We start from the raw sequence: 18,794 nt of genomic DNA, 5'->3' as shown, positions 1-18,794 counted from the left end.
CGCTCATTGCATACCGCTGATTTCGGATGTAATCCGCGGTTTAAAATAGTGCCGCTGGAGAAAAACGGCTGTAAGAATCGCCAAAGTCAGCACTACGGCCATTGCTGCCGCCATTCCAATCCGCGGATAAGTGAAAGCTGTTTCGTAAATTCTTGCCGTAATCACATCGGTGGTACCGCCGGGATAGCCTGGATTTCCGCCGGTTAAGCCGTAAATCAGGTCGTACACTTGGAATGCTGAGATAAACGAAGTCACACAGACAAAGAAAGTGGTTGGGCGCAGCAGCGGCAAGGTGATTGAAATTAGGCGCCGGAAAGCGCCGGCTCCGTCGATCTGGGCTGCTTCAAAAATTTCTTTTGGAATTGCCCGCAGTCCGGCAAGGAAAAAGAGTGAAATATAGCCGGAATTTTGCCAGATATAGACAAAAGCAATGCTTGGAAGGGCAAACGCTTCTGAACTGATCCATGCAATGTTTGTGCCGAGCAAAATATTTATTAGTCCGGTTCGCGGGGCGAGGAGCCAAGACCAGATAATGCCGAGTGTAAGCGGGGCAGCTAGCCACGGAAGGAGAAAGCAAATTTGCATAAAACGCGATCCTGGGAGACGCTGATTCAGGGCGAGTGCAATTAAGAGTCCAATGATTATTGATCCCGGCAGCGCAAGGGCAGTAAAGATAAAAGTGACCAGCAGTGAATTCCAAAAACTGAAATCGCCGGCAAGCTGCTGATAGTTTGCGGTTCCCACCCATTTTGCGGGAGCGATTAGATTCCAGTCTGTAAAGGAAAGAACGACGGCGGCAAACAGCGGAACAAGCAGAAAAATGCCGATACCGATGAATGAGGGAGTGAGCATTAAATATGCGCTGCGGGCTTCAGCAGAAAGAAGTTTACTGTTGGTTCGCATGCTGCTCGCCTGCCCGGTGTGCGGTTTGATTGAAGTTGGTGCCGTCATCATTTAAGATATTATCTCTCCGGTGCGGGTATTTCTCCACGAAATTAAATATTCAGCTGAAAAAGTGCGGGCGCATTGTCCGCAGGATTGCGGGGTGCGGGGGCGGCGGTAACGATTAATCGTATGGCCGCTCGGGCAGGATCCGATCCAAAGCGGATTTGGGCGTGAAGCTGCGGCGGTACGCGGGTCTTCACGGAGACGGGCTGCTGGTTTTGCCCCTATTTCGAGACATTTTGCGCGCCACACATTATCGTGTGCGTGGTTTGCTCCAACGAGCGCATGCGCGATTTCGTGCAAAATAATGTCGCGCACCTGGTCTGCGGAGTAAAATTTCGTGAGTTCGCGGGAGATTGTGATCTGCTGTTTCGAAAAATTTGCGGCTCCTGCACGGCGGCGGGCACGGTCAAAATCGAAACTCCAATCGTTTAATTCATGCTTGGCGAGTAATTCCCAAGCCAACTCGGCTGCAGCTGTTAAATCCATGAGTAAGTAGTTCTGGGTTGTTGATTGTGAATTTAGTTCTGGGTGATGAATCTTTTACTTTATCTGTTTATCTTTATTGGTTTATTTTTTCGGGTAAAGACGCTGTTTTCAAGAGGCAGCGGCAGCGAACACGAATCCCTGATATACAAAACGCAGCAAATACGGCGAAACATCTGGGAAATTACCTGCTATGAAATGAGGAGTTTTGTAATGCGCTGCGGGAGACTTTCATTTTCGTGCCGAGCGGCTGCGCAAAGAGCGAGACGCGCAATTCTTGAATCATCCATTTTACTTGCTCAAGCGCAGCTGCACGGACCGGATCATACTTTTCCTGTGCGAAAGCGGCGTGCTCTGCTGCAAGCAAATCTTCCATCTCAGCAATTGTTTCAGCATTCTCCGCATCCGCTGCAAGATTCTCCGGAGCTTTTTCAATGCGGTATTTCATACCGTGAAGATAGCGGATCAAATCCGCGAGTGAAGAATCCGGCGTTTGCGAAATGAAACCGTCGTAAATTAATGTCTGCACTTGGCTGCGGACATCTTCGATTGTGTTAATCATTGCCGCAGATTTTGCTGCCGGCATTCGTTCAGCTGCGCTGACTTCACTCCAAACGCTGAAAATTCGGGCGCAGATTTGGGCAATCCGATAGATTTCATCTTCAATGCGGTCTTTCAAATATTTGCGCAGTTCGAGATATTCAGTTTCCGTGCGCAGCTGCCCAAGCGGACACTTGTTTGCTTTTGCCCACTTTCTGCTGATATTTCGGACCGCAGTGAGCTGTAAATCTGCTGTAAGCGCACTCGTATCTGGATATGGCGAACCTGCCAGCAGTAAAGATTCTGTATGATTCCAACGCGAAACGATTCTTCCTTCCGGGAGTGCGAGTTCAGTAGTAAGAAGCCGAATCACGCCCTGCTGATGATCGCGCACTTGCAAAGCCGGGTCGGCGAGCACCTGCAAAGCTACCGGCAGCGCCGTTTGCGGCGAATTTCGCGTTTCGCCTGTTATCTCGACGAGTGCCGGATATCCGCGCACAATAGCTCCGTTTGGGCCAGGAGTTTCAATCAGTTCTGGAAGCGTACCGGCGGCGAGTTTCGGCCAGGTTGTAAGATGACCGAGATCTGCCGTGAAATCTGCGGAAATATTAGCTGAAAGATTCGCCGTGAGCAGTGCGGATTTTTCTGTTTCAAAGGCTGCTTGCGTTTTGGCGGCATGCAGTTTTGCTGCAGCGGCGGCATTATCGGCGAGAATCTTCACCCGCGCAGCTTCGAGTGCTTCTGCGATAGCTCCTTGCATCACTTTTTCGACGGCCTTGCGTGTTTGCGGTGCAAGATCACGCTGCAGTTTCGATAATGATGTTCCCTCGTCGAGTACTGCTCCGCGTTCGGAACGAACGATAAACGTGATTTCCAAATGCGGCGGGAGGATCACTTTTCCCACACTTCTTGCGGAATATCAATATTTTTTAACTTTCGGACGGCGGAAGTGAAAGCTTTTTCGAAGCTTAGGATTCCATTTACGCAATCGCTGCCGGAGTTTAACTGCGAATCTGAATCCGTGCCGGAAGTTCCGCCAGGATTTTGTGTAGCCTCTTGCCATGAAGGCAATAACGCTAAAATCTCGCGTGCCGCATCTGGTGCCGGTACCAGATGCCGCCGAATCGGTTTCGGTAATGCCCGGATTACTGCCTGCACCAGTTCGGGCAGCATTCCCGGCACGAGCCAGTCGAAACCTTCATCGCGCAGTTGCGGTAAAAGCGTGATCGGTACTTCAATCGTGATTCCGTCGGCGTGGGCGCCTGGCTGGAATCCGTAAACGATCGGAAGTTCAATTTCGCCTTGCACCCAAGTTTGCGGGAAATCAGCTTCGTGATAATTCGCGGTACCGAGTAGGAAATCTTGTGTGAAATTCAGCAGTTCAGGACGGCTGTGCTGCTCTTTTTCCACCACGAATCAAAATGCCGGCCGGAGACGATATTTTCCGGTAAACGCTCGGCAAAAAAGTGAATTGTGCATTTTCGTCTGCAACTAGGCCGTATTGCCGCAGCCGGGTTTCCACTTCTCTCGCTGCAGCGAGTTCACGTTTATTATGCTGAATAAACTTGTGGTGCGCCCGCCACTGATTTTCCACTAATCCGTGGCGGATAAACAGTTCGCGCGCAAGCTGCTGTGCATCAGGCGTGCCGACTTTCGAAAGCAGCACTGGGCGGTCTGCAATTACCGTCATGCCGTATAGCGTGACTTTCTCATGCGCCATCGCTGCGCCATTGCGGGCAGACCAATACGGTTCAGAAAATTGGTGTTTCAGCAAGTGCGCTGCCGCCTGCTCAATCCAATCTGAATCGATCCGCGCAGCAGTACGGGCGAAAAGCCGGGAAGTTTCCACAAGTTCAGCTGCCATCACCCAGGCCGGAGTGCGTCTATACAGCCCGGATCCAGGCCAAATTACAAAATGTGTACCGCGCGCCCCGGCATAATCGCGTTTGCGTTCATCCCAATTTCCAAGATTGGAAAGCATTCCGACGAGGAGTGATTGGTGGATTGCGTCAGCTGCGGGGACGTCAGCTGAATTTCCGAGTGTTTTTACTGCTGCAATCACGTCGCGGTTCTGTGAGGTGTCTTTTGCTTCAGCTGTGAGTGCGTGCGCAGCTTCACGCAGCTGCTCCTGTTCGGGGATTGCGATTGGTTTCAAAGTAATCCCAAGCGGCCGTGCCAGCTGGCGCAGCTGCGCAACCACATCTTCCCATTCCCGAAAACGCAGCCAGTGGAGGTATTCGGCACGGCACATTTTCCGGAAAGCCGATCCGGAAAGTTCACGCTGCTGGGTGCGTAAATAACGCCAAAGATGCAGGTAGCTAAGAAAATCGGAAGTCGGGTCAGTGAATCGGGCATGAAGCTGATCTGCCTGTGCCTTAAATTCGATTGGGCGCTCGCGCACATCCTGCACGCTCATTGCGGCAACCAGCACAAGTACTTCTGCCGCGCAGCCGGTCTCGTTCGCTGCAATCAGCATTCTCCCAAGGCGAGGATCGATTGGAAGGCGGGCAAGTTTTTGCCGATGCTTGTGAGACGGGGTTTGCGGATCCCGATTTCGAGTGCGCCGATTTCTTCAAGGAGCTGGGTGCCTGCGCGCACGGCACGCATTTCCGGCGGATCGATGAATGGAAAATCTGCTATTTCACCAAGATTTAACGCTGCCATTTGCAGAATAACTGCCGCCAGTGAGGTCCGCTGAATTTCCGGTTCGGTAAATTCCGGGCGGGAAGTGAAGTCGTCTTCGGAATAGAGCCGAATTGCAATCCCCTCAGCAACGCGGCCGCATCTGCCGGAACGCTGATTTGCTGAGGCTTGCGAAATTGGCTCAATTGGCAGGCGCTGTACTTTTGTTTTGTTCGAATAGCGTGAAATGCGGGCAGTTCCAGGGTCGATTACGTAACGAATTCCCGGTACGGTAAGTGAAGTTTCGGCAATATTGGTGGCAAGGATAATCCGCCGATGGCTGCGGCGCTCAAAAATGCGGTGCTGTTCACCGGCGGAAAGCCGCGAAAAGAGCGGAAGCACTTCGACGGCATTGGGAATTTTGCTGAACCGCCGGGTTCAATATAGCGCGCACCGAGTTCGTCTTGGAATGCTTTTTGTGTTTCGCGGATTTCGCCTTCTCCGGAGAGGAAGACGAGGATATCGCCTGCGCCTTCGTTCATTAGCTCGCTGGCAGCATTGAGAATCCCGGAAATTTGGTCTTGCGGATCTGAATCGAGATAATTTTCGTTATCGCCGTCGTTATTGCTGTCGCTGCTGTAGGCAGAAGCTTGCTGATAGCTGCCGTCTAATGGACGGTAACGAATCTCAACGGGAAAGTACGCCCGCTCACTTCGATTATCGGTGCGGGCTGGTGCATAATTTGCGGATTTTTCGATTTTTCCGCCGGCGGATTCGGAAGTTTTGCAGGTGCGTTATTTGCGCCGCTGTGCTGCGGGGAAGTTTCCGCAACTGCGGTATAACGCCCGAAGTGCTGTGCAAAACGCTGTGAATCAATCGTTGCAGAGGTGATAATCAGCTTCAAATCCGGGCGGTTTGGGAGAAGCTGTGCAAGATACCCGAGGAGGAAGTCAATGTTCAGTGAACGCTCGTGGGCTTCGTCAATTATGATTGTGTCGTATTTACTTAAGGTTGGGTCGGCTTGAATTTCGGCGAGGAGGATTCCGTCGGTCATAAGTTTTACGAGCGTGCTGCGGGAGACGATTTCAGTGAAGCGGACCTGGTAGCCGATTACAGACCCAAGATCAATATTGAGTTCCGCGGAAATCCGCTCGGCAACTGAGCGGGCAGCAATTCGCCGCGGCTGTGTGTGCCCAATCATCCCGTTAATCCCGCGCCCAATTTCAAGACAGATTTTCGGCAGTTGGGTGGTTTTCCCGATCCGGTTTCCCCGGCGACGATTACTACCTGATTTTCCGAAATTGCTTTCGCAATATTTTCGCGCTGCGCACTCACCGGCAGTTCCGACGGGTAATTCAGCTGCGGCACACTCGCTTTGCGGGCAGCTAATTCGGCTGTGTTAAAGGGTTGAAAACTGCTGCGATTCCGCGGATTTTTCCGCAATTTCTGCTGATTTTTCCGGTGATTTTGCTGCTGATTCTTTTCGGCGCGGAAGATGTTCTTTTGCCGAGTTTTTGCTGCTTCTGCTGTTTCTGCTGCTGAACCGTATCGTGTGTATGCTGCTCGTTCCCGTTGCTTTTCGGCACTAAATTAATCTCCAAATCAAATTATTTTGCAAAGCTGTGATTTTTGCAGCGGCTGTAATGGCTGCAGTGCTGCGGCGCTGCAATATCGAATTTGCAATATTTCCGTATCAGCCGGCTCTGCTTGATATTTTAATGCTTCTGCGGCATTCTTCAGTATTTTTCGAATCCGGCGGGGCTTGCAAAAGAATTCGCGGATTAGATTGTGATGAAAGTTTCGGCGCTGTGTTCGGGTTAACTTTCTTTCCGGGATGTCTGGTTATCTTTCGAATCTCGGGGAAAGTCTTGAAAGGCGATGTGCGGAAAACTGGAATTAAATCAGTATTTTTAAGACACGCGGACAGCGGCTGGAAATTAGCCGTCGTTTTCTTCTAAACTCTATATCTAGTTGGGAAAATAAAAGGGGGCACAAGATGTTGTTGGATAATGTGGCTGCAGCGGAGATTTTTGTTGAGAAGCGGGATGGCCGAAAAGTCCATTTTGATCCGTCGAAAATCTATCGCGCAATCTACCTTGCGCTAAATTCAAACGGGATTGAAGACCATCGCTTTGTAATGGCGGCGGTGCATGCGGTAATTGACCGGCTCCCAGAGCGCAATCTTTCGATTCCGGAAATTGAAACCGAAATCGAAAACTATCTGATGGCTTCCCGGTATCCGAACGTTGCCCGCTCATATATTGAATACCGCCATGAACGTGATTTGCTGCGCGAGCAGGCGATGGATGTGACCTATTCGGTCGGGCGATTGCTGCAGCGTGACAAAACTGTTGTGAATGAAAATGCGAACAAGGATTCAAAGGTCTTTAATACCCAGCGGGACCTCACAGCGGGTTCCGTCGCGAAAGCGTATGCTTTACGTTCAATGCTTCCGCGGTCTGTGGCAAATGCGCATATCAAAGGTGAGATTCATTTCCATGATCTTGACTATAGCCCGTTCCAGGCAATGACGAATTGCTGCCTGATCGATGTTGCCGGAATGCTGAAAGACGGGTTCCAGATTGGGAATGCCCGCGTTGAATCACCAAAGTCAATTAATACAGCGACGGCGCAAATTGCGCAGATTATTGCAAATGTAGCTTCGTCGCAATACGGCGGCTGCTCGGTGGATCGAACAGATGAAGTGCTTGCTCCGTATGCCGAGCTGAATTATGCAAAACATCTGCGGGACGCGCAGCAGTGGGTCGCACCTGAATTGCGGGAAGATTACTGTTGGGAAAAAACGCGGAAAGATATTTACGACGCGATGCAGTCGCTTGAATATGAAATTAACACGCTTTATTCCTCTAATGGGCAGACTCCGTTCGTGACGCTCGGTTTCGGTCTTGGTACTTCAGAGTTTGAACGTGAAATTCAAGCGGCAATTTTACGGGTACGGATTCGCGGGATCGGGAAGGACCGGCACACAGCAATTTTCCCAAAGCTTGTTTTCGGGCTGCGTGAAGGCGTGAATTTGCGTCCGGAAGATCCGAATTATGATCTTAAACAGCTTGCTCTTGAATGTTCTACAAAGCGGATGTATCCGGATGTGCTCTCATATAAGCGTCTTGTAGAACTCGAGGGGGATTATAAGGCTCCGATGGGCTGCCGTTCTTTCTTGCCGAAGTGGGTTGATCCGCAAACCGGGGAAGCCGTAAATGCCGGGCGGAATAATCTTGGTGTGGTTACTTTAAACATTCCGCGGATTGCGATTGAAGCGCACGGGGAAAAGGAAAAGTTCTGGAAGATTTTTGCGGAACGAATGCAGATTGTGAAAGAAGCGCTGCTTTTCCGAATTAAGCGTTGTGAAGATGCGACACCGGAAAACGCGCCGATCCTTTATAAATACGGCGCATTCGGGATGCGTGCAGAAGACGGCGATACTGAAGTGACACAGTTTTTCCGGCGGCATCGTTCTACAGTTTCAATCGGATATCTTGGATTGTATGAAGCAGCTGTGTGTTTTTACGGTCCGGATTGGGAGACGAATCCGGAAGCGAAAGAGTTTACCTTTGATATTGTGCGGAAACTGAATGCGTATGCAAATACGTGGAAAGAAGAGTATCCGTACTGGTTTTCGATTTACTCCACGCCGAGCGAATCTTTAACTGATCGTTTTTGCCGGCTTGACCAGGCAAAATTTGGGATGATTGCGGACGTGACGGATAAAGATTATTACACCAATTCGTTCCACTACGATATCCGGAAGAAGATTACGCCTTTCGAAAAAATCGATTTTGAAGCACCTTATGCGCAGTATACAAAAGGCGGTTTTATTCATTATTGCGAGTATCCGAAGCTTACGCATAATCGTGCAGCTCTCGAAGCTGTGTGGGATTATGCTTACGATAAGGTTGCTTATCTTGGAACAAATACGCCGATTGACCACTGTTATAAGTGCGGATTCGACGGTGAGTTTGCTCCGACGGCTGAGGGATTTATTTGCCCGGATTGCGGCAATGAAGATCCGGCTACTTGCGATGTAGTGAAGCGGACTTGCGGGTATCTTGGAAATCCGCAGAAGCGTCCAATGGTTCATGGGCGGCATGCAGAAATTTCCAGTCGGGTAAAACATCTGGATCCGCTTGAGTAAATTGCGGCCTTGGAAAAGGACTATGCCAATTGTGATTCGGAATTTGGATTAAGACGGTGCCGCAGAGATGGCTGAATTAGATGTGAACGGAGTGCGTCAGCCTGCTCAGGGGAATGGCAGGCGAGTGCGCTTTCTGCTGGATATATCGCCGACTACAAGCCGTTTAATTTTGTCGACGGTGAGGGTGTGCGCTGTTCTTTATATGTATCTGGCTGCCCGTTCAAATGCCCGGGCTGTTATAACAAAGCAGCGCAAAGTTTCCGTTACGGAAAGCCGTACACTAAAGAGCTTGAGGCGCAGATTCTCACAGATTTGGCGCAGCCGTATGTGGCCGGGATTTCTTTGCTTGGCGGGGAACCTTTCCTAAATACGAATATTCTTATTCCGCTTGTGAAGAAGGTTCGGGAACGTTTTGGGGAAAGGAAAAACGTTTGGGCGTGGTCGGGATATACGCTTTCACAGCTGCGGGCGGATCCTGATAAAGCGGAATTGTTACAGCTCTGCGATGTGCTGGTAGATGGTCCGTTTGTGCAAAAGCTTTTTGTGCGGGATCTGCCTTTCCGCGGATCAACTAATCAGCGAATTATTGATTTGCACACCGGCGAGCTGAAAATCTACAGCTGAGTTTAGCTGCGCAGAGTTTCAGCCCGTCGGTGTGAAATGCGTATTGTGTTGTTTCCTGATAAATGCGGGCAAAATTAAGATTTGAAGAGTGCCGGGTCACTCTTTTCGATTCCGGCGAATCCAGATTAACGCACCGCCGCCGCCAATTGCGGCGATTGCAAATATTATCAGGAATTCCAAACTCTCTGCTCCGGTTTTTGGCAGTTCGCTTGGCGGGTTAGGCGGTGGCGGTGTGCTTGGCGGATTAGGTTTTGGAGCGGGAGGGGTTTTTGGTTTTGGAGCAAATTCGACGGTCTGGTTTTTGTCTGTTAAATCTTCATGCGCCGTAATTTCTGTTCCGTTTTGCAGCAGTTTTTCAAATGCGACTGTGCGGGTACCGGCATAAAGCGCAGTGTCAACTTCAAATTCCATATCTTCGCAGCCATTCGCTTCCCGCGGGATGAAAGTCTTTTTGCTGACAATTGGTTTTTCGTTAATATCAAACAGCGGTTTTCCGGCAGGCAAAGTCATTAAGCTTCCGTGCAGTTCGTATTGGCTGCCGATTTCGAGATTGGTGTAACAAACATGATCGGTTAGCTTTTGGATTCCAGCAGCTGGAACAAGTTTTTCCCGTGAAAAGTGAGTGTTGTGTGCAAGCTTGGAGTGTTTGCGGCAACGTACTGTTCATTCGGGTCTGTTACGGATGTGGTAAAGGGTGCTGCCCGATTATCTCCGATAAAAGAGGTTACGAACACGTAAGTGCCGGGGATGAGCGTTCCGTCGGCGTTTTGTTTTAGCTGAAAATCGGTAGTGCCGACGCTCGGATAGAATCCGTTGCGGGCTGGAATTTTCGTCCCGCTGCCGATAGTTTCGGCTTTTGAAATATTGTTATCGGTTACTGGTAAACCTTGCGGGAAGAAAAGCAATTTTTGCTCAATTTCCGGTAAATCCGCGGCAAAACGCCCGTCGCCGGAAAAATCGCTGTGATTTTCGGGCAGTCCTTTAACGAACACGTCATCTACGAGATATGTGCCGGATTTTGTAGTGCGGATACTCAGTGCAGTATCGATTTCAAGCTGATGCCGATAGGAAATAGTTTCTGCAGGAATTCCGTAATCGTCGTGCCAGTCGGCGTGAATTAGTTCGGCAAGCGCTCCTTGCTCTGATTTCTTAACTTCCCAAACTACCGTAACGAATCCGGGTTTCATCGCAGTGAAACTTGCACTAATCTCGCTCTGTCCGTTCGCAGTAACCTGCACGCTGCCAAGTATTTCGGCATTTTCCGGTAGATCTTGATTTTGTTTCGCTGGTTCGTCTCCCGCATAGTATGCTGTTGCGCGGTAAACAACTGGAATCGGGCCGGGAGCTGTATTATATTTGGCTGCCATCCGTGTGGAAAGCGAAATCCATTTTCCATTGCCGTAGTTTGGGTCTGCGGCAGCTTTGAAAGTGTCGGTAAATTTTCCAGATTCCGTAATTTTTGCAACTCGCGAAACTCCAATCGGTTGGAAATCGGAAATTACTTCCCAAGTTATCCCGGAAGTGACGACCTCAGTCAAATCTACTGTTGGGCGGTTTCCGATTGTAACCGTGTTTTGCGAAGTGCCGTCGGTTTGTAAAAGCGTGAGTGTGGTACGTGCTGCAGAGATTCGTGAAGTTACTTTTACCTGACCGTTTCCGGTGGCTTCCCAAATTAAAGAGAGAGGTTCGGCTGCAGTTTTCCCGCTCCAAGTATTTGTGCCTGTTTTTGAAAGACGGCAGGCCCTTCTAAAGTGACGGTAATATTTTTATCCGCCAGGTAGTTTCCTTCCTGGTTGGTTACTCCTAAGGAATGTACAATCCCTTCCCGCTCACCTGCTCCGGTAACTGCTCCTTTTTGATATCCGACGGCAGCGGAAGCAGCTGCTTCTTGCACATATTGCAGTGCAATTTCTTCAATAAATGGTGCATATTTCAGTACTGCTTCCCGTAAGTGCGTGATATTTGCCTGTGCGGATGTGTTTGGATAGAAAGTGCGGGCACTTCCTGCCGCAGGTTCGTTTTCGAAGTTCAAGTGGATTAGATATGAAATTCCGGCTAATATTTTCGGATCGTTTGACTCTTGATATTTTCCAAGTAAATATGCCATTTGTGCGGTAGTAACCTGCAGTGTTTCGGGTGCATTTATTGTGGGTTTCGTAAGTGCGGCGACTGTGGTTACCTCATCGCTTTTCGGATCGGGCTGAGTGATATTCACACACCAGGTGGGGAGACCTTGGGAACTAAGCATTTCCGGACGGCGGCCAAGAAAGGTTGAATACTTGCCGCTTGGTGTGCGTTCAATTAGATATCCGAGCTGTTTCCCGTCATGTTCGTTTGATATTTTATAGGCGGGTTCTGCCCCGAACGCCGGCGCATTCACGCCGAGACTTGTCAGGGCGAGTGCAAGCCAGACAATGATTAACTTTTTGGTTTTTGAAATCACGTTGTTCTCCTTCGGATGATTTGTTTCCGAACTAAAGTCTTCACGAATTTGCAAAATTGAAAGTTTTCTTAGCTGTTGGCTGTGGAAATAACGCACACTTTTCTGTGCTGTGGACATTTGCATTCACAGACATTTGTGTTCACGGAAATTTGTGTTCACGGAAAAGTGTGTTTATGCCCTGCGGAGAGCGCCGGAAACAGAGAATTGCAAAGCTCTCATTTTGCTGAATACAGCTCCCAATCGGAATACAGTGCCCGTTAAGATATGTTTTATGACTCTAATCCGCACTGCCGTCGCCTTGATCTTCTGCGTATTCTCACTTTTCACTGTGCTGCCGGAATTGACTGGGCAAACCGAATTACTGCTCGCTTTTCCGCTTGCGCAGCTGATTTCATTCCGCTGGATACTCGCACTGTTCTTCCTGTTTTTCGGCTTGCTGTATCTGATTCCCGCGTTTCGTGCGCACACCGTTTTTCGCAGATTCGTTGCCGGCTTAAGCGCAATCGTACTGCTGGTTTCCGGTGCGGCACATTTAACCACCGTTTTTCGCGGGGAATTTATTTTGCCGACGAGCTTACGCAAAGCACTTCTGTGGAAAAAACAGAAACTCCGCGAATCAATGTGCTTACCTATAACACGAAAGGCGGGGCAACCTCCGCTGCTGATATTGCGGAAGTAATGCTCGAAAATCACATAAACGCTGCCGTACTTCCCGAAACTTCCACCCAGCAAGGTGCCGAAATTCGTGAAGTGCTGAAAGCTGCGGGTGAAGAATTTCAACAATTTGATACGAAAACCAGTAAGTGGGAGCCGGCTTTTTCTTCAACCGTGCTGCTTATTTCAACGAAACTCGGCACGTATAAAGAAATGAATCTCAGTGAATTGACAGGCGAAATTCCAGCTGCGGCACAGAAAACCGATTCCGGTGATATTCTTCCGGAACAAGCTGCGCAATTCATGCAATTCTCACGATTCTCAATCGTCGGTGCTGAACCAAGCGGCAGCAATTCAAAACTTCCCGCGTTTTATGGGGTACACCCAATAGCTCCGCTGCCGAAGCTCATGCCGCGTTGGAAAGCGGAAATTACAAAAACTTACGGAATCTGTAAGCAGGAAAGAAGTTTTATTCTTGCGGGAGATTTCAACTCTACTGCCGATCATCAAGAAGCGCTCGGGATTGATTGTTACGATTCAGTAAAAGCAGCCGGAACCGCAGGTTTGGGTACCTGGCCGGCGAAATTTCCGGTTTGGCTTGCTGCTCCGATTGACCGTGTGCTGAGCGGCGGAAACGGATACCGCGGAGCGTTGGCGAAGATTGTGAAAATCGGTAAATCTGACCATGCGGGGATTGCGGTACAGCTTCGGGCGCATGATTTAGCGACGGCATCTGGAAAGAAACCAGGAGAATCGGGCCGGGCAGGGCGGCTTGAATCTGAGTAACTGCGGATAGATTTCCGGGTTTCGGCACTTATATTCAGCACAGTTACCGGAGAATCGGATAAATTTTATGTGAAATGTTCTCACGCTATCCGCGGAAAAAATGAAATTCTGCTGAGTTATCGAAACTCAGGTTTTAGAATTCTAAATAGTTCAAAGATAATTCAAAGATTTCGCACGTGTTTCAAATTCTGCTGCACATAATGCAATGTATTTCCGGATGCGGAAAACGGGAAACGGGGAAATGTTTTCCGATTTGCAGCAGTGAATGGAGATTCTCGATTTCGGCGATTGAATATTTTACATCCCAATCTTTGCAAAATAATAGTTGTGTGCAGCAAAGCAGAAATTGGGTAAATAAGGAGGAAGCGATGAGTTTTTGCGGACTGTAACGATTCTTGGTGTCGGATATGTGCTGGGCACTCGCGCCGGCCGTGAACGTTATGAACAGATTAAGACGGGTGCGAATAAACTTTGGGATTCTGCTCCGGTACGAAAGGGGCGGGAAAAAGCAAAAGAAACTGCTTCACAGACATTCCAGCGGGCAGCAGATGCTGCAGTTGCTAATGCGAAAGGAGCAGCTGCAGCTGCTGCAGCGAAAGTGAAAGATGCGGCTGGAATGAAAATGAACGGTACAGCGGATTTTAATCCCCCAACTGCTGAAGAAATCATCGTCGAGCCGATCGAGGATTTTAGAGAGCGCCGCTGACGGTATTTATTATTTACTGCTAGGTCAGTTCAGTGCTTGCGCGGCGAGTTCAAAGCCGTCACGTCCGCGCACTATTTGCGTGCCGTGCCGTTCAATATCGGAATCTTTACGGATCCCTTCACTTGCATCCGGTGTACCGTGTGAAAGCAGTGCTCTACCGGATTTAGTTCGCGTATTTCGGAGTTATTCGAAAGTGAATCGTGAAAATATAGGTGCTGTTGGCGTTATTGGCGTTAGTATTTGCGGGTCTGATGTATTTCGGGATTGCTCTTGTGAAGATGGCAGATCTGCCTAGGTGTTAGGAGTTTGATTGCGGAGTTGGAAAATAAGTTTGTGATTTCTCCAAATGGTAGTTCGGGTACGCTTTGGGTGAATCTGATGTGGGAGGAAGGATCCTGATTATCCGTCTTTACTTCCGGATGGACGTGACTGGACTGAAATCGTTGTTGAAGATGGGTTCTCGACCTTGCCTAAGAATTTGTGGCTGGCGCCGTGGAGTTCGGGTCGTCTTGTTGATTGGTTATGGTCAGGACTTGGTGCTCGCATTTTTCGCAAAGAATGGTTGATGTTTTTGTTGCGTGCGGTGTTGCGGGGATGGAGGTTCTTCCGCTGACTATTCGGCGTAAGCGGAGTGCTGATGTGGAGGGCTATTCTCTGGTCAGATTTACTGATATTGATGGGAAGGTTTGGTATTTTCCGCCTGAAAATCCTTATGCGTCAGTATTGTTGTTACTGCTGATGTGAAAGAAGCTCTTGTTGAACGTAAGTTGACTGGTTTTAGAGTCATTCCAGAACTACAAGCATGGAAAGAAATGCAAGATAATCAATAAATCTGGAGTTAGTTGCGCAGATCAAAGATATATTTTCCACTAAATCGGGTGTGAAAGCTGAATAAATGTGCAGTTTTCACACCCGAAAACTATTTCAAATAGTTTTAGTTTGCGATGCGCACCATACACTACCCGTGGCTTTTGAAAGTGATTTCCAGCATGCTGGTTTCACTGGACGTGATACGATCCATCATCCTAAGTATTTAGTATGGTGGGAATTGCACGACCATCGAGCAAAAGCCAGTAAAGTAAATCAGTCTTGGCGTGTTTGGTTTAAATATAATCCGGCACCGTCGAAAAGGGCTGTTTTGAATAAGCGGACAGCAGTTTTGCGGCAGTATCCGCCTAGGTGTTAGGAGTTTGATTGTGGAGTTGGAAAATAAGTTTGTGATTTCTCCAAATGGTAGTTCGGGTACGCTTTGGGTGAATCTGATGTGGGAGGAAGGATCCTGATTGCCCAGCTTTACTTCCGGATGGACGTGACTGGACTGAAATCGTTGTTGAAGATGGGTTCTCGACCTTGCCTAAGAATTTGTGGTTGGCGCCGTGGAGTTCGGGTCGTCTTGTTGATTGGTTGTGGGCTGGATTAAGTGAGAGAATCTTTTCGCAAAGAATGGTTGATGTTTTTGTTGCGTGCGGTGTTGCGGGGATGGAGGTTCTTCCGCTGACTATTCGGCGTAAGCGGAGTGCTGATGTGGAGGGCTATTCTCTGGTCAGATTTACTGGGAGCGATGGGAAGGTTTGGTATTTCCCACCCGCAAATCCTTATGCGTCGAGTATTGTTGTTACTGCTGATGTGAAAGAAGCTCTTGTTGAACGTAAGTTGACTGGTTTTAGAGTCATTCCCGCATTGCAAAGATGGAAAGAATTGCAAGATAATCAATAAATCTGGAGTTAGTTGCGCAGATCAAAGATATATTTTCCACTAAATCGGGTGTGAAAGCTGAATAAATGTGCAGTTTTCACACCCGAAAACTATTTCAAATAGTTTTAGTTTGCGGTGTGATACCGTGCTAATCAGCTAATCAGCGTAGTGCTTGCGCGGCAAGTTCAAATCCGTCGCGCCCGCGAATCACCGGTACGCCGTGCCGTTCAATATCTGAATCTTCACGGACACCCTCAGATGCTTCCGGCGTACCGTGTGCGAGCAGCTGCTCTACCGGATTCAATTCGCGGAGCATAATCATTTTCACGTGGCTTGGATGTTCGCGTGCTAACTCGTCGTAAATTAGCGGATCATGCTGCCCGTCGTCACCGACAAGATACCATTCGATATGCGGGAACATAATCAGCAGATTCCGCAGCTGACTCTTTTATGTTCCTGCCCGGAGCGGAAAAGCCCGGTTGGGGTCGGCCCCCAGTCTGTCATCAGCAGCGGACCAATCGGGAAACGATATCGCCGAATAAAATCAAGCAGGGTGGAGTAAGTATTCCATGCACCTGTGGAAAGATAAAACACCGGCGCGTCCGGATCGTCACTAAGCAGTTCACGGTACAGATTCGGCATCCCCGGCACCACTTGGCGGGTGTTTGTATGTTTTACAAACGAATTCCATGCGGCAAGAGTGGCGCGCGGAAGCCAAGTAACAAGAATTGTATCGTCGATATCGGAGACCAGCCCAGTGCGCGCCTGCGGTGAAACAATCATAATCGGCGCTACTACCGGTTCGCCTTTTATCGGAGTAATCTTAACTTCCTGCCACCCCGGCTTCAGCCCATGATTTTGTACAATCAGTTCAATATAGCCGTTGCGGTCAGTGCGGGTGTGAATTGTTTTCCCATTAATTTCAACGCTCACCGGTAAAAATCCGACCTGGGTGGTGAAAAACTGCCGCCAGCCGCGCTGTGCTTCCGCGCCCGCAATAATTGCCAGCTCAGCAAAATCGCGTACCGTGCGCGTAGTGCTTCCGCCCGGAATTCTTCCGTTGCGGAGAAAGTCAAGATTTATCCGCGCGCCAAGGTGTTCCGGTTTTGCCATCACTGCTCGGGCGATAATCCGTACCTGTGTTGTGGAACCATAACCGGAATATGGCACAATCTGCGGGAGCCAGCCTTGTTCACGGCGACGGACGATTCCGCGGCGGTTGAGACCGGATTCGAGTGATCTGGCAATGCTTGCGAGCGACATTCTTTCCTACTCTTGGTTGAGTTGCGGCTGCGTGCGTGCGGCCCGGCACGCCGCAATGTTGCCGAGCCGCACATGTCAATATTGATTTTTCTGAAACTGATTTAACTGAGCTGCTAACCAGCCGGAGATGTTGCTGCAGTTCAGAATTTAACCGGCAAGAGCTGCTGAAACAACTTCTTTTGCAGCTTCCTGCACTTGCCGTAAATGGTCCTCGCCCTTGAACGATTCTGCGTAAATCTTGTACACGTCTTCAGTACCGGACGGGCGGGCAGCAAACCACGCATTTTCGGTAGTCACTTTCAAACCGCCGATTGCTGCACCGTTGCCGGGAGCGTTTACCAAACGGGCGGTGATTGGTTCGCCGGCAAGTTCGGTTGCGGTTACAGCTTCTGGGGAAAGCGCGGAAAGTTTTGCTTTTTCTTCCTTTGTGGCGGGTGCGTCAATTCGTGCATATGCTGAAGTTCCGTACTGGGCAGTGAGTTCACGATGTAATTGCGACGGCGACTTTCCGGTAACGGCAATAATCTCCGCAGCCAGCAAATCCATAATCAATCCGTCTTTATCGGTGGTCCACACAGTGCCGTCTTTCCGCAGGAATGAAGCTCCCGCAGATTCTTCTCCGCCGAAACCGGCAGTGCCGGAAAGCAGCCCCGGTACGAACCATTTGAAACCAACTGGCACTTCCATCAGTTTCTTGCCCATACCGGCAACCACGCGGTCGATTAACGAGGAAGAAACGAGTGTTTTCCTACAGCGTCGGTGTTCCAATTCGGGCGATGTGTATAAAGATATTGAATTGCGACGGCAAGGTAATGATTCGGATTCATCAAGCCCGCATCCGGGGTGACGATACCGTGGCGGTCCGAATCGGCGTCATTACCGGTGGCAATATCGAATGGTGCCTTGCCGTCTGCTCCCGGTTTCATCCGCGCAAGCAGTGAAGCCATCGCGTACGGGGAAGAACAATCCATGCGAATCTTTCCGTCCCAATCGAGGGTCATGAAATGCCATGTTGGGTCGACTTCCGGATTCACTACCGTTAAATCGATTCCGTACCGTTCAGCGATTGCACCCCAATAGTTCGCGGAAGCGCCTCCCATTGGGTCTGCACCAATGCGGACGCCGGAAGCGCGGATAGCGTCAAAATCGATGATTGAGCTGAGGTCATCAATATAGGCTGAGAGATAATCATGCCCGCGGGTAGTTTCCGCGCCGACGGCTTCCGCATATGAAACGCGCTTGACCTTGCGCCAGCCGTCGCGCAAAATCTCGTTTGCCCGGGATGCGATTACTTTCGTGGCGTCTGAATCGGCTGGACCGCCGTGCGGAGGATTGTATTTGAATCCGCCGTCGCGCGGAGGATTGTGCGACGGGGTGATCACGATACCGTCGGCAAGATCGGGACCCTGGGTGCGGACGCCGCTTGCTGTGCCTGCACCGTTTGCCGTCAAAATTGCGAGTGAAACAGCAGGGGTGGGAGTATATGAATCTCGTGCGTCAATGCGCACTTCGATATTGTTAGCTGCGAGTACTTCAAGCGCAGTGCGCTGTGCCGGTTCGGAAAGCGCATGTGTATCACGCCCAATATAGAGCGGACCGGTGATTCCTTGCGCTGCACGGTATTCCACAATCGCTTGCGTGGTGGCTACGATATGTGCTTCGTTGAATGCGGCATCAAATGCTGATCCGCGATGTCCGGAAGTGCCGAAAACAACCTTTTGGTTCGGGTTTTCCGGGTCTGGTTCTAAATCGTAGTATGCCGAAATCAGAGCATCGGCATCAATTAAATCTGCTGAGGTGGCGGTTAAGCCTGCGCGTTCGTTCATACTTCAATCATGCCAAAAAATATGCCCGCGGGGTAGCTTAAAAGCGTGCGG

At 49.7% G+C, this 18,794-nt stretch carries 13 protein-coding genes and 3 pseudogenes; 8 read left to right on the top strand and 8 right to left on the bottom strand.

Going from position 1 to position 18,794, the window contains the following annotated elements; all coding sequences use genetic code 11:
- Positions 1 to 3: 3 nt before the first annotated feature.
- The 3 genes and pseudogenes from RQN30_RS07225 to hrpA all read right to left on the bottom strand — a co-directional run bounded on the left by RQN30_RS07225 (position 4) and on the right by hrpA (position 5,961).
- The gene (locus RQN30_RS07225) at positions 4 to 954 is read right to left on the bottom strand and encodes a carbohydrate ABC transporter permease (protein WP_353059896.1); all 951 of its coding nucleotides are present in this window, start codon (positions 952 to 954) and stop codon (positions 4 to 6) included.
- Complete coding sequence (locus tag RQN30_RS07220; RefSeq protein WP_353059895.1) at positions 955 to 1,434, bottom strand: SprT-like domain-containing protein; 480 nt, start codon at positions 1,432 to 1,434, stop codon at positions 955 to 957. It lies immediately after the preceding gene.
- A gap of 181 nt (positions 1,435 to 1,615) precedes the next feature.
- Positions 1,616 to 5,961, bottom strand: a pseudogene (gene hrpA, locus RQN30_RS07215) (ATP-dependent RNA helicase HrpA).
- Between the two features lie 254 nt (positions 5,962 to 6,215).
- On the opposite strand from hrpA, the gene RQN30_RS07210 reads away from it, so the two are divergent.
- From RQN30_RS07210 to nrdG, 3 genes are all read left to right on the top strand, one after another.
- Complete coding sequence (locus tag RQN30_RS07210) at positions 6,216 to 6,551, top strand: hypothetical protein (RefSeq protein WP_353059894.1); 336 nt, start codon at positions 6,216 to 6,218, stop codon at positions 6,549 to 6,551.
- A gap of 38 nt (positions 6,552 to 6,589) precedes the next feature.
- On the top strand, positions 6,590 to 8,746 hold the full coding sequence (gene nrdD / locus RQN30_RS07205; RefSeq protein ID WP_353059893.1) for an anaerobic ribonucleoside-triphosphate reductase: 2,157 nt from the start codon (positions 6,590 to 6,592) through the stop codon (positions 8,744 to 8,746).
- Between the two features lie 186 nt (positions 8,747 to 8,932).
- Positions 8,933 to 9,370: an anaerobic ribonucleoside-triphosphate reductase activating protein gene (gene nrdG, locus RQN30_RS07200; protein WP_491608660.1), complete on the top strand. Its 438-nt coding sequence runs from the start codon at positions 8,933 to 8,935 to the stop codon at positions 9,368 to 9,370.
- Between the two features lie 96 nt (positions 9,371 to 9,466).
- On the opposite strand, the gene RQN30_RS07195 is transcribed toward nrdG, so the two are convergent.
- From RQN30_RS07195 to RQN30_RS07185, 3 genes are all read right to left on the bottom strand, one after another.
- Positions 9,467 to 9,955, bottom strand: coding sequence for a VaFE repeat-containing surface-anchored protein (locus RQN30_RS07195; protein WP_353061802.1), 489 nt, complete (start codon positions 9,953 to 9,955; stop codon positions 9,467 to 9,469).
- Positions 9,943 to 10,908 (bottom strand): hypothetical protein, encoded by a 966-nt coding sequence (locus RQN30_RS07190; protein ID WP_353059892.1) that lies wholly within the window; start codon positions 10,906 to 10,908, stop codon positions 9,943 to 9,945. Before RQN30_RS07190 ends, RQN30_RS07195 begins: the two co-directional genes overlap by 13 nt.
- A 134-nt stretch (positions 10,909 to 11,042) precedes the next feature.
- Positions 11,043 to 11,813: a hypothetical protein gene (locus tag RQN30_RS07185; RefSeq protein ID WP_353059891.1), complete on the bottom strand. Its 771-nt coding sequence runs from the start codon at positions 11,811 to 11,813 to the stop codon at positions 11,043 to 11,045.
- A 271-nt stretch (positions 11,814 to 12,084) separates the two neighbouring features.
- Between RQN30_RS07185 and RQN30_RS07180 the strand changes: the two genes are divergently transcribed.
- The 5 genes from RQN30_RS07180 to RQN30_RS07160 all read left to right on the top strand — a co-directional run bounded on the left by RQN30_RS07180 (position 12,085) and on the right by RQN30_RS07160 (position 15,675).
- Positions 12,085 to 12,492 carry a hypothetical protein gene (locus RQN30_RS07180; protein WP_353059890.1) on the top strand — a complete coding sequence of 136 codons (408 nt, stop codon included), beginning with the start codon at positions 12,085 to 12,087 and terminating at the stop codon, positions 12,490 to 12,492.
- Entirely contained in the window at positions 12,405 to 13,253 is an 849-nt protein-coding gene (locus RQN30_RS07175; protein ID WP_353059889.1) for an endonuclease/exonuclease/phosphatase family protein, read from the top strand. The genes RQN30_RS07180 and RQN30_RS07175 overlap by 88 nt, the downstream gene beginning before the upstream one ends.
- A gap of 376 nt (positions 13,254 to 13,629) precedes the next feature.
- On the top strand, positions 13,630 to 13,959 hold the full coding sequence (locus RQN30_RS07170; protein WP_353059888.1) for a hypothetical protein: 330 nt from the start codon (positions 13,630 to 13,632) through the stop codon (positions 13,957 to 13,959).
- A gap of 558 nt (positions 13,960 to 14,517) precedes the next feature.
- Positions 14,518 to 14,703, top strand: a complete 186-nt coding sequence (locus RQN30_RS07165) for a hypothetical protein (RefSeq protein WP_353059887.1) — start codon at positions 14,518 to 14,520, stop codon at positions 14,701 to 14,703.
- Positions 14,704 to 15,309: 606 nt separating this feature from the next.
- Positions 15,310 to 15,675 carry a hypothetical protein gene (locus RQN30_RS07160; RefSeq protein WP_353059886.1) on the top strand — a complete coding sequence of 122 codons (366 nt, stop codon included), beginning with the start codon at positions 15,310 to 15,312 and terminating at the stop codon, positions 15,673 to 15,675.
- Positions 15,676 to 15,814: 139 nt separating this feature from the next.
- Here the strand turns inward: RQN30_RS07160 and RQN30_RS07155 are convergent.
- Positions 15,815 to 16,437: pseudogene (locus tag RQN30_RS07155) on the bottom strand (phosphatase domain-containing protein).
- Positions 16,438 to 17,064: 627 nt separating this feature from the next.
- Positions 17,065 to 18,743, bottom strand: a pseudogene (pgm, locus tag RQN30_RS07150) (phosphoglucomutase (alpha-D-glucose-1,6-bisphosphate-dependent)).
- Positions 18,744 to 18,794 lie beyond the last annotated feature (51 nt).

The sequence above is a fragment of the Arcanobacterium hippocoleae genome, from assembly GCF_040360365.1.
GTDB classification, from domain to species: domain Bacteria; phylum Actinomycetota; class Actinomycetes; order Actinomycetales; family Actinomycetaceae; genus Arcanobacterium_A; species Arcanobacterium_A hippocoleae_A.
The sequence above is the reverse complement of the archived record's forward strand: the minus strand, read 5'-3'. Positions and strand labels throughout refer to the sequence as shown.